This window comes from Mycobacterium sp. (genome assembly GCF_049683355.1).
GTDB lineage: Bacteria > Actinomycetota > Actinomycetes > Mycobacteriales > Mycobacteriaceae > Mycobacterium.
Genome location: NZ_JBAUJB010000077.1, coordinates 45,762 through 56,817 on the forward strand (window position 1 = coordinate 45,762; position 11,056 = coordinate 56,817).

The 11,056-nt window shown below is 66.8% G+C and carries 10 protein-coding genes; 2 read left to right on the top strand and 8 right to left on the bottom strand.

Annotated elements, in window-relative coordinates; all coding sequences use genetic code 11:
* Nucleotides 1-214 precede the first annotated feature (214 nt).
* Nucleotides 215-646: an Rv2576c family protein gene (locus WA944_RS04765; RefSeq protein WP_526368588.1), complete on the top strand. Its 432-nt coding sequence runs from the start codon at nucleotides 215-217 to the stop codon at nucleotides 644-646.
* An 8-nt stretch (nucleotides 647-654) separates the two neighbouring features.
* Here WA944_RS04765 and helR read toward each other — a convergent pair whose 3' ends face one another.
* Complete coding sequence (helR, locus tag WA944_RS04770) at nucleotides 655-2,847, bottom strand: RNA polymerase recycling motor ATPase HelR (RefSeq protein WP_526368586.1); 2,193 nt, start codon at nucleotides 2,845-2,847, stop codon at nucleotides 655-657.
* 88 nt (nucleotides 2,848-2,935) lie between these two features.
* Between helR and WA944_RS04775 the strand changes: the two genes are divergently transcribed.
* Nucleotides 2,936-3,952, top strand: a complete 1,017-nt coding sequence (locus tag WA944_RS04775; protein WP_526646452.1) for an Rv2578c family radical SAM protein — start codon at nucleotides 2,936-2,938, stop codon at nucleotides 3,950-3,952.
* A 34-nt stretch (nucleotides 3,953-3,986) separates the two neighbouring features.
* Here the strand turns inward: WA944_RS04775 and thpD are convergent, their stop codons facing one another.
* From thpD to WA944_RS04810, 7 genes are all read right to left on the bottom strand, one after another.
* Complete coding sequence (thpD, locus tag WA944_RS04780) at nucleotides 3,987-4,898, bottom strand: ectoine hydroxylase (protein ID WP_526368584.1); 912 nt, start codon at nucleotides 4,896-4,898, stop codon at nucleotides 3,987-3,989.
* Entirely contained in the window at nucleotides 4,895-5,287 is a 393-nt protein-coding gene (locus tag WA944_RS04785) for an ectoine synthase (RefSeq protein WP_526368582.1), read from the bottom strand. Before WA944_RS04785 ends, thpD begins: the two co-directional genes overlap by 4 nt.
* A 34-nt stretch (nucleotides 5,288-5,321) precedes the next feature.
* Nucleotides 5,322-6,584, bottom strand: a complete 1,263-nt coding sequence (ectB, locus tag WA944_RS04790) for a diaminobutyrate--2-oxoglutarate transaminase (protein WP_526610207.1) — start codon at nucleotides 6,582-6,584, stop codon at nucleotides 5,322-5,324.
* 43 nt (nucleotides 6,585-6,627) lie between these two features.
* Nucleotides 6,628-7,167: a diaminobutyrate acetyltransferase gene (gene ectA / locus WA944_RS04795; protein WP_526646454.1), complete on the bottom strand. Its 540-nt coding sequence runs from the start codon at nucleotides 7,165-7,167 to the stop codon at nucleotides 6,628-6,630.
* 434 nt (nucleotides 7,168-7,601) lie between these two features.
* The gene (locus tag WA944_RS04800) at nucleotides 7,602-8,867 is read right to left on the bottom strand and encodes an acyl-CoA dehydrogenase family protein (RefSeq protein WP_526368578.1); all 1,266 of its coding nucleotides are present in this window, start codon (nucleotides 8,865-8,867) and stop codon (nucleotides 7,602-7,604) included.
* The gene (locus WA944_RS04805) at nucleotides 8,864-10,024 is read right to left on the bottom strand and encodes an acyl-CoA dehydrogenase family protein (protein WP_526368576.1); all 1,161 of its coding nucleotides are present in this window, start codon (nucleotides 10,022-10,024) and stop codon (nucleotides 8,864-8,866) included. Before WA944_RS04805 ends, WA944_RS04800 begins: the two co-directional genes overlap by 4 nt.
* Nucleotides 10,025-10,055: 31 nt before the next feature.
* Nucleotides 10,056-11,056 (bottom strand): amidohydrolase family protein (locus WA944_RS04810; protein WP_526646456.1); only part of this gene is annotated, 1,001 nt, incomplete at its 5' end.

Here is an 11,056-nt window from a genome sequence, read left to right on the forward strand (position 1 = left end):
GGAGTAGCTTCGGGACACAATGCGCGCCGAAGCGACCACACCGAGCGGGTGTCGAATCGGGACGTTAGAACGCCTGTGTTTCTGAGAAATGTCTGTGTGTGACGAACAAATTAACGTGCGGACAATCCGGCAATTGGTTTGCCGTTAACCCAGCCCGGCGTCGGAGGACTGTCCTGTGCGTAACGATCCGGTACCGTCCGGCGATGTGACCATCATGCGAACAGCCACAGCCAAAGTAGGCGCGGCGCTCGGGGTGTCACTGGTGGCGGCGGCCGCATCCATTGCGGTCGGCCCGGTGACGGCGAGTGCTCAGCCCGAGGGTCAGCAGGTCCGGTACACGCTCACGTCGGCGGGCGGCTACGAGTTCGACCTGTTCTATCTGACGTCTCAACCGCCGAGCATGGAGGCCTTCAACGCCGACGCCTACGCGTTCGCCAAGCGTGAGAAGGTCAACCTGGCCCCCGGGGTGCCGTGGGTGTTCGAGACCACGATGGCGGATCCGCAGTGGGCGATACTGACCGTGAGCAGCACCACCCGCGGTGGACAGGCCGCGCCGAACGCGCACTGCGACATCGCGGTCGACGGTCAGGTGCTCGTCGCGCACGACGACCCCTACAACGTGCGGTGCCAGCTGTCGAAGTGGTAGCCCTGCGGCTACCGCGCAGTCAGCCCTGACAGGGCCGGCGGCAGCGGGTCCCGGTGGAGCACTCCCAGACGTTGGGTGGCCCGGGTGAGTGCGACATACAACTGGGCCGCGCCGCGTGGTCCGTCGGCGAGGATCCGTTCCGGCTCCACCACCAACACGGCGTCGAACTCCAGGCCTTTGGCCTCCGCGGGGGTGACGGTGCCCGGTACGCCGGGTGGCCCGATCACGATGCTGGTGCCCTCCCGTGCTGCTTCTTCGGCGGTGAACTCGTCGATGGCAGTGGCGAGTTCGCTCTCGTCGACCTGACGCGACCATGGCTGGACGCCTGTTGCCCGAACCGAGTCCGGCGGCCTGACCCCCGGTGCGAACTCGGCGAGAACCGCGGCGGCGACGTTCATGATCTCCGCGGGGGTGCGGTAGTTCGTCGACAGCGGCCGGTAGATCCAACGGCCGGGCACGTAGGGCTCGAGGATGGTGTCCCATGACGTGGCGCCTGCGGCCGAGCGGCGTTGGGCCAGATCGCCCACCACGGTGAAAGACCTACTCGGGCAGCGCCGCATCAGCACCCGCCAGTCCATCTCGGAGAGTTCCTGGGCTTCGTCGACCACGACGTGCCGGTAGGTCCAGTCCCGATCCGCGGCGGCCCGCTCGTCGAGTTCACGGTTGTCGCGCTCGGTGAAGCGGTCGGCGAGGTCCTCGGCGTAGAGCATGTCGGTGGCCAGCAACTGGTCCTCGTCCTCCATCAGATCTTCCCGGCTGACCATGAGCTCCAGCACGCCTTCGGCGAACTCGGCCTCGGCGCGGCGTTCCCGCTCGGCCGCCTGATCGGCGGTCTTGTCGCGACCCAGCAGGTCCACCAGTTCATCGAGCAGTGGCACGTCCGAGATCGTCCAGCGCTCGCCCTCCGCGCGAAACAGCGCGGGGTCGGCGCCGGCGGCCCGTAGCCGCTCGTGCGACGAGTAGAGCTCGCCCAGAAGGGTTTCCGGCGTCAGCGTCGGCCAGAGTTGGTCGAGCGCCGCCGCGAACCCGGCGTGGTCGCCGAGCTCGTCGACCAGTTCCGCCCGCAGATGTTCCCAAGCGGCGCGGTCCTCACGGGTCAGCCACCCCCGGCCGATCTTGGCGATCGCCCGTTCGGTGAGCACCCACGTGATGACATCGGTGAAGACCGCGCGGGCGTCGTTGTGGGGCTGCTTGCTCGCGCGGGCCTCCTGGATGGCCCACTCGGCGGTCTCGGCGTCGATACGCACCGAGGTGTCGGTCAGTTCGATCGGAAGAGGGTTCTCGGGAACCCGTTGCCGGTCGGCGATCGCCGCGTCGAGCACGTCGAGCATCGTGCGCGAACCCTTGAGCCGCGCGGCCTCGGGCGGATCCTCGGCCGATACGCGCAGCCCGGGCACCAGGTCGCCGACGGTCATGAACACCACATTGGATTCGCCCAGCGACGGCAGGACCCGACCGACGTGGTTCAGGAAGGCCGGGTTGGGTCCGATGACGAGTACGCCGTGGTGCTCGATCCGCTGGCGCTGGGTGTAGAGCAGGTACGCCACCCGGTGCAGCGCGACGACGGTCTTGCCGGTCCCGGGGCCGCCTTCGATCACCAGCACACCCTGATGGTCGAGGCGGATGATCTCGTCCTGCTCGGCCTGGATCGTCGCGACGATGTCGCGCATCCCGTCCCCGCGGGGCGCGTTGACGGCGGCGAGCAGTGCGGCGTCGCCCGAGCCGCCGCGTTCGCCGTCACTGGGACGGCCGAGGGTCTCGTCGGTGTAGTCGAGGACCAGCCGCCCTCGGGTGTGGAACTGCCTGCGGCGGCGCATGTTCTCCGGGGAGGCGCCGGTGGCGACGTAGAACGCGCGGGCCGCCGGCGCCCGCCAGTCCAGCAGCAGGGTGTCGTAGTCGTTCTCCTCGTCGAGGAGGCCGATCCGGCCGATGTACATTCGTTCCCCCGAAAGGCTGTCCAACCGGCCGAAGCACAGCCCGCTGTCGGCCACATCCAGCCGGGCCAGCTGTCTGGCCAGCGCGCGGACCTCGGCATCGCGTTCCACCAGCGTCTGCCCACTGCCGCGCAGCACCGACTTGTAGCGGTGCCCCACCCGCGCGCGCTCGGCGTCGAGCTTCTCGTAGAGTCCGGCGATGTAGCCCTTCTCGGACTCCAGTTCGGCGGCGTGGTCCTGAAGATCTGTGTGTTCCTGAGTCGACATGTGCCCCTCAACCTACGGAAGGCGCGAGTGCTCCTTCTCCTACGACCATCCTCCTTGACGCGGGATCGAACGTATGTTCGCATAGAGTATGCGATGGGATCGTCAGGGCGTCAGCGTGGACGACGGCGCACTGCCAGGACTGCAGCGCATCGGCTTCGTCCGCAGCGTACGCACCCCTCAGTTCGAGAACATCACCTTCCACGAGGTGTTGTGCAAGTCGGCGTTGAACAAGGTCCCGGGAACGGCTGACCACCTGCCCTTCCAGTACACCGTCAACGGGTACCGCGGTTGCTCACATGCGTGCCGGTACTGCTTCGCCCGGCCCACCCACGAATACCTGGAGTTCGACTGCGGCCGCGACTTCGACACCCAGGTGGTGGTGAAGACCAACGTCGCAGAGGTGCTACGCCGCGAGCTCCATCGACCGTCGTGGGGGAGGGAAACGGTGGCGCTGGGGACGAATACGGACCCCTACCAGCGGGCCGAGGGCCGCTACGCGTTGATGCCGGGGATCATCGCTGCGCTCGCCGACTCCGGCACACCGTTCTCGATCTTGACCAAGGGCACGTTGCTGCGCCGAGACCTGCCGCTGCTGACCGAGGCGGCCCGCCGGGTGCGCGTCGGCGTGGCGGTGTCGCTGGCCGTGGGTGATCCGGAATTGCACAGCCGGGTCGAGCCGGGCACCCCGTCTCCCCAGGCGCGCCTCGGGCTGATCTCGACGGTGCGCGCGGCAGGGCTCGACTGTCACGTCATGGTGGCGCCGGTGCTGCCCGGTCTGACCGATTCGACCGAACACCTCGATGACCTGCTCGGCCGGATCGCGGCGGCCGGCGCCACCAGCGCGACGGTGTTCGGACTGCATCTGCGGGGGTCGACCCGCGGGTGGTTCATGGACTGGTTGGGGCAGGCCTACCCCGAATTGGTCGGCGAGTACCGCCGGTTGTATCGGCGCGGCGCCTACCTGCCGCCGGAGTATCGCCACGAGCTCGGCAGCCGGGTCTCCCCGCTGCTCACCAAGCATCGGTTGGCGCGCGGCCCGCAGCGCAGCGCACCGGTACGGGCAGTGCCCGCACCGGTGGTGGCTGCACAGCAGACGTTGTTCTGACGGCCCTGCCGGGCCGTTGGATGCGTGCCGGTGATCAGGTCGCGGCGGCGACGCTGAACGGTTGCTCGGTTCGGGCGGCGAGATATTCCGGGCGGGGGCTGTCCGCCCGGAACGGGGCGCACAGCCGGTTCTCCACCGAGTTGAACACCAGGAAGATGTTGGAACGCGGGAACGGCGTGATGTTGGACGCCGACCCGTGCATCATGTTCGAGTCGAACCACAGGGCGTTGCCTGCGGGGCCGGTCACCTGGTCGATCCCGTACTGGTCGGCGGCTGCGGTCAACGTCGCCCGATCGGGCACCCCGATCTCCTGCTTGACCAGCGACGCCCGGTGGTGGTTCTGGGGCGTCTCACCGACACACGGGTAGAACGTCTTGTGCGATCCCGGCATGACCATCAGAGCCCCGTTGTAGGTCAAGTTCTCGGTCAGCGCGATGGAGCAGGACACCGCACGCATCAGCGGCATGCCGTCTTCTGCGTGCCAGGTCTCGAAGTCGGAGTGCCAGTAGAAGCCGCCGCCGGTGAATCCGGGCATCAGGTTGATCCGTGCCTGGTGCAGGTAGACGTCGCTGCCCAGTATTTGGCGCGCAACGGGCAGCACGGTGTCGAGCGTGACCACTTCGGCGATCAGGTCGCTGAGCAGATGCGGCTGGAAGACCGAACGGATGCCGCCGGAGGTCTCGCGGATGATCCGCGGGTCGCTGTCGTCGGCGCGTTCCCCGATCTGCTGGAGTTCGTCACGAACCGGCGGTAGCCAGTTGTCCTCGACGGTCCGGGGTCGCACCAGGTACCCGTTGGCGGTCATCGAAGTCAGGTCCGCATCGGTGAGCGGCCCGTCGGACTCCTGGCCCCACACCGTCGGCTCGCGTCGTGCGATCGGCTCGACGGCATGCGGCAGCCGGGTGGGGTAGTGGTCGTGGCAGCGGTCGGTGCCGTCGGCGCTCATCGGATCGCCGCCGCGGGTGGGTAGGCTCCGCTCTCGTCATGCACCTCCTGCCCTGTGACGGGCGGATTGAACACGCACAGCATGCGCAACTGGGTGTGGCAGCTGACGCGGTGCCGCTCGTGGCCGTTGAGCAGGTACATGGATCCGGGAGCCAGCGGATGCTCCTCGCCGGTCTCGTGGTTGGTGAGGGTGCCGGTGCCCTCGACCACCCACACGGCCTCGACGTGATGCTGGTAGTGGAACTCACTCACCGAGCCGGGCTCGATGGTGGTCTCGTGGAACGAGAATCCGACGCCGTCGTCGGCGAGGATGATCCGTTTCGACCGCCAGTGCTTGGCCGACACGTCACGTTCGGTGCCGGTTATGTCGGCGGTGGTACGCACGATCAAAGTCGCGTCTCCTTTCGGTCAGGTAGAGGGTGGGTCAGGACAGGGTCGCTGCGACCGATTCTGCCAGGATGTCGATGCCCTTATCCAGATCTTCCACCGTCGTGGTCAGCGGCGGGAGCAACTTGACCACCTCGTCACGGGGGCCACTCGTCTCCATCGTCACGCCGCGGTCGAACGCCGCCCGGCACACCTCGCCGGCCCGGGAGGCTTCGGCGAACTTGAGCCCTTGGGCCATCCCGCGCCCGCGGGCGCTGACACCTTCGTGGGTCTGCGCGATGGCCTCGAGGCGATCCCTGACATGCCGACCCTTGGACTCTGTTTCATCTGCGAAAGAATCTGAGGCCCAGTAGGTCTCGAGCGCCTTGGTGGCGGTGATGAATGCCGGGTTGTGGCCACGGAAGGTTCCGTTGTGTTCGCCGGGTGCCCAGACGTCCAGTTCGCGCCGGAACAGCGTCAGCGCCATCGGCAGGCCGTAGCCACTGATCGACTTGGACAGCGTCACGATGTCCGGCACGATCCCGGCTTCCTCGAAACTGAAGAACCGTCCGGTGCGTCCGCACCCCATCTGCACGTCGTCGACGATGAGCAGGATGTCTCGGCGTCGGCACAGTTCGGCCAGTGCCTGCAGCCACTCAGCGCGGGCCACGTTCAGGCCACCCTCGCCCTGCACCGTTTCGACGATGACGGCCGCAGGGTGGTTGAGCCCGCCGCCGGAGTCGTCGAGCACGCGCTCGAACCAGTGGAAGTCCTCTGTCGCTCCGCCGAAGTAATTGTCGTACGGCATCGGGGTCGAATGGACCAGCGGGATGCCGGCGCCGGCGCGCTTCATCGAGTTCCCGGTCACCGACAGTGCTCCCAGCGTCATGCCGTGGAAAGCGTTGGTGAAGTTGATGATCGACTCGCGGCCGGTCACCTTCCGGGCCAGCTTCAGGGCGGCTTCGACGGAATTCGCCCCAGTGGGGCCCGGGAACTGCACCTTGTAGTCGAGGCCGCGTGGGCGCAGGATCAGCCGCTCGAACGTCTCGAGGAAGTCGGTCTTCGCCGAGGTCGCCATGTCGAGGGAGTGCACGATCATGTCACTGGCGAGGTAGTCGAGCAGAGGCTGCTTGAGGGCAGGGTTGTTGTGGCCGTAGTTCAGGGCCCCTGCGCCGGCGAAGAAGTCCAGATAGCGCCGGCCGGCGACGTCGGTCAGCCAGGAGCCTTGCGCGACCGCCATCGTGGTGGGCCAGCTGCGGCAGTAGCTGCGCACCTCGGATTCCACCGAGTGGTACACCTCGGGGAGGTCGGCATCGGTCATGGGTGGGTTGAGCTCTGAGATCGACATAAGTCCTTTCACAGATCTAGTTGTCGAGATTCGCGGTGATCGGACCGATCTGCAGGATCGGTTCGTCTTCGTGCGCCTGATCGGCATCGAGATGCTCGGCCAGGAATCGTTCGTGTTCGCTCATCGGCACACCGTGCCGTCGGGCGAAGGCACCGAACAACGCGCGCGAGGCGGTGTTACTGGGAGCGACTGTCGCCTCCACGGTGACGGGGTGACCATGGCGGTCTGCGCGGACCCATCGGGTCAGCGTGTCGAGCATCGTGCCCGCCAGGCCGGCACCCTGCGCGGATGCGGCTACGGCTACCTGCCAGACGAACAGCACTTCTGGTCTGGTCGGCGGATGGTAGCCGGTGATCAACCCGCACAGCTCACCGTCGCGGTCCGCCACGATACATGTGTCGGCGAAATCGGTGGCCATCAACAGGTACGCGTAGGTGGAGTTGAGATCGAGAACCCCGGTCTCGGCGACCAGACGGCGCATTGCGATCGCGTCCGCGTCGGTCGGACGACGCAGATACTGCTGCCATGAATCAGGCTGTCCGGCCGAGCTGTTCACATCGCTTGGGCGCGCGTTCGGACTTTTCAGTCCAGCGCGCGGCGCACGCACATCCACTTGGTTTTGTTCACCACCGAACAAGTATCGAGTTTCGTCAGTCACGTCATCGGTGGTTCGACCGTATTTCAGCAAATGGGCAGAAGCAAGCAGCGGCAACGCCGAACTCGGTGGTCGAGAGGTCGCCGCCAGCGGCCTCACCTGCCCTGATGCCGGTCCGGACGCGACGACCTATCGTTTCGGTGCTGTTACCGAATTGTTATCGGCCGTTGTGCTGTGTGCCGAGCGCAAGTCCGACATCGCCTGCCGCGCAACGCTTGTCCGAACCATCAGCGGACTTATGTCGACTATGACCCGGATCACATCGCCGGGCAAACACAGAGCTGTCACTGTGAGTTGCGCTACGGCAGATGCCGGTGGTCCGGTTCAGGTGACGGCTACTGGCGGCCGCGTTTGACCTGATTGAACGGAACGCCCCGGTCGGCCGCGGGCTCCCGGGGAAAGCCGAGAATGCGTTCGCCGATGACGTTGCGGGCCATCTCCGAACTACCGCCGCCCAACGACCCCGTCTGCCGGGACAGGTAACGGACGCCGACGCTGTCCATGAGGCCTGCGAGGTCCCCGCCTTCGTCGACCACACCGGCAGTGCCCGCGATGGCCAACGCCGTGTCGATCTCCAGTTCGGTGGTTTCGGCGTGGAAGAGCCGGATCAACGTGCCCGCGTTCGGCGGCAGCGAGCCCGCCCCGATGGACTGCGCCACGTGGGCGATGAGCTGCTCCTTGACCGCGCGGCGCACCAACGCACGACCGGCGAGGTCCCGGACCCGCTGATCGTCGGCCTGTCCAGTGATCTCGGCCAGTTCGACATGGTCGGGTGGCATCTCATGGGCGTTCTCCGCGCCGGATCCGCTGGCGAACTCCGACCCGCCCCCGACCGCGCGGCGCTCGTGAAAGAGCTGCCGAGAGGCCACTTCCCAGCCGTTGTTGACTTCGCCGACAACTGCGTCGTCACCGAGTTCGAGTCCGTCGAAGAACTCCTCGCAGAACTCTTCGGAACCGTTGACCTCTTTGATCCGGCGCATCGTGATGCCGGGGGAGTTCAGCGGCACCAGGAACATCGTCAGTCCCTCGTGCTTGGGCAGGTTCCAGTCGGTACGGGCCAGCAGCAGGCCGTAGTCGCCGGCGAACGCGCTGGTGCTCCACGTCTTGGCGCCGTTGACCACCCATTTGCCGTCACGGCGGTCGGCGCGGGTGATGACGCCGGCGAGGTCGGATCCGCCGCTGGGCTCGCTGAGTAGTTGCACCAAGACCTCGTCGCCGCGGATGGCGGCCGAGATGCGGTCGCGCTTCTGCGCCTCGCTACCCATGTCGAGGATCGTCGCGGCGCAAATCGTGAACGTGGGCACATTGAGGATCAGCGGCATCTCGTAGCAGCGGCACTCGGCATCGAAGGCCTTCTGGTAGGAGGAGTCCAGGCCGAGCCCGCCGTACTCCCGCGGGAAGCAGATCCCGGCGAAACCGCCCTCGTACAGCCGCTTCTGCAACTCCTTTGCGCGTTCCCAGGATTCGGCCTCGGCGCGCACCGCGAACGGCGGATGGTCGGGGTCGATGCGCGGCATGTTCGCTGCGAGCCAGGTGCGGGCGCGGGCCGCGAAGTCGGCGACCGATTCGCTGGTCCCGGTCGAGAGTGCGGTTTCGGTCATGCTGAGGGCTCCATTCGTTGCTGCTCCTCGCGGGTGCGGTTCGCGCTGGTGAGCGCGAACACCGCACGGTGATGGTCCTCGGGTGACCCGAACATCGCCCGGTACAGCGCGACCCGGCGCAGGTAGAGATGCAGGTCGTGTTCCCAGGTCACGCCGATCCCGCCGTGTAGTTGGACGCAGTCCTGCAACATTGCCGGAGCACGATCTGCGACATAGGCTTTCGCGACGCTGACCAGCATCTGGGCTTCCGGTGAGCGTGCCGCGACCGCGGACACTGCGCCCCTGGTGGTGGCGCGACACGCCTCGAACCACATCTTCATATCGGCGGCCCGGTGTTTAAGGGCCTGGTAGGAGGCCAGCGGCCGGCCGAAGCTGTGGCGGTCGAACAGCCACTGGTTGGTCATCGCGAGGACGGCGTCGAGGATCCCGACGATCTCTGCGCACTGCAGCACCAGTGCGACCTGGCGTTGGCGCTCGATGATCGCCGGAGTCTGTTCGGCACCACCCACCACTGCCGACTCGTCGACCTGGACACCGTCGAGTTGCACTCGTGCGTAACGCTTCACCATGTCGATCGAAGCCTGCGGCGTGACCGTCACCCCGGCGGCGTCGGTCGGCACCAGGAACTGTCTGACCCGGCCCTCGCATTCGGCGACCACCAGTACCGCGCCGCTCTCGGCTCCGGCTTCGACGCGGTCCTTGACGCCGTCGATCCGGTAACCCGACCCGGTGCGGGTTGCGGTGGTGGCGACGTGCGCTGGGGCGAAGCCCCGCGTGGGTTCGTACACCGCCCAGGAGGCCACCGTGTGTCCCGACACCAGGGCCCCGATCGCTGCTTCGTGTCCGCTCGGCGCCTCGATCAGGCCGGCGAGGACGATGCTGACCGGATGCAGCGGGCCCGGTGCGACGGTGTGCCCGATCTGCTCGGCGACCATGGCGAGGTCGGCGACCCCGTCGCCGGAGACACTGCCGCCGCCGAGTTCCTCAGGCACCAGCAGGCTCGTCCAGCCCAGTTCGGCTGCCCGGCGCCACCATTCGTCCTGGAATGAGACGCCGGAGGCATGCAGACCACGCACATGGGTCAGCGACGCCTGCTTCTCCAGGAAGGTCGCAGTGGTGGAGGCGAACAGCATCTGTTCCGGGTTGGCGACCGTCATGTCTGTTCCTCGCGAGTGTCGTGGGCGGATGTCAGGTCAGGACGAGGGCAGGAACGTCGGGCTTGTAGACCTTCTTGTTCTCGACCTTGAACAGATCGACCATGTTGCCGCCCATCACCTTTCGGACACCTTCTTCATCGAGCCCGTGGGCCTCGAGATCATCGACGAGGTTGATCGGGTCGGCCAGGCCCTCCGGATGTGGCCAGTCCGAGCCGAAGATCACGCGGTCGATGCCGCACAGGTCGGCCATCTGCTTGAAATTGTCCTCCCAGAACGGCGCGACGTACACACAACGTTTGAACGCCTGGATCGGGTCCTCCGGGAACTCGTTGGGCATCTTCATGAAGACGTCCTTGAACTGGTAGAACAGGTAGGGCACCCATGATGCGCCGTTCTCGACCGAGAGGATGCGCAGGTCGGGGTTGCGGGTCAACGCGCCGTGGCACACCAGCGCGGCCATCGTGTCCTCGATGGGCCGCTTGCCTATGGCGACCATCCGGAACGAGGTCGGCTTGAACGGCTTGAACTCGTCGCCGGGCTCCCAGTCGTTGAGGTACTCGGCGTAGCCGCTGTCCGAGGCGTGCATCGACACCGGGATGCCGGCCTTGACGCAGGCGTCCCAGAAGGGATCGAACTCGGGCAGGCCGAACGAACGGCTGCCCCGGTAACCGGGCACCGGCGCCGGCCGGACCAGGACCGTCTTGGCCCCGCGCTCGACGCACCATTCGAGTTCCTCGATCGCGCGGTCGACGATGGACAGGTTGATCACCGGGGTGGAGAAGATCCGGTCCTGGTAGTTGAACTGCCAGGTCTCATACATCCACCGGTTCAACCCGTGGACGATGTCGAGAATTGCTTCGGGGTCGTCCTTGAGACGCTCCTCGACCAGGCTGGCCAGCGTCGGGAACATCAGGGTGTAGTCCAGGCCGAGCGCGTCGAGCACCTCGAGGCGGGCCTCGGGGTTGCGGAAGGCCGGGATGGCGTTCATCGGCTTGCCCATCACCTCGCGGTAACTCTTGCCCCCGCTGCCGT

What these genes read in the sequence shown, in the direction of transcription:
- WA944_RS04765 (WP_526368588.1), top strand. Translation starts at nt 215, where the DNA reads ATGCGAACAGCCACAGCCAAAGTAGGCGCGGCGCTCGGGGTGTCACTG.
- helR (WP_526368586.1), bottom strand. Translation starts at nt 2,847, where the DNA reads ATGTCGACTCAGGAACACACAGATCTTCAGGACCACGCCGCCGAACTG.
- WA944_RS04775 (WP_526646452.1), top strand. Translation starts at nt 2,936, where the DNA reads ATGCGATGGGATCGTCAGGGCGTCAGCGTGGACGACGGCGCACTGCCA.
- thpD (WP_526368584.1), bottom strand. Translation starts at nt 4,898, where the DNA reads ATGAGCGCCGACGGCACCGACCGCTGCCACGACCACTACCCCACCCGG.
- ectB (WP_526610207.1), bottom strand. Translation starts at nt 6,584, where the DNA reads ATGACCGATGCCGACCTCCCCGAGGTGTACCACTCGGTGGAATCCGAG.
- WA944_RS04800 (WP_526368578.1), bottom strand. Translation starts at nt 8,867, where the DNA reads ATGACCGAAACCGCACTCTCGACCGGGACCAGCGAATCGGTCGCCGAC.
- WA944_RS04805 (WP_526368576.1), bottom strand. Translation starts at nt 10,024, where the DNA reads ATGACGGTCGCCAACCCGGAACAGATGCTGTTCGCCTCCACCACTGCG.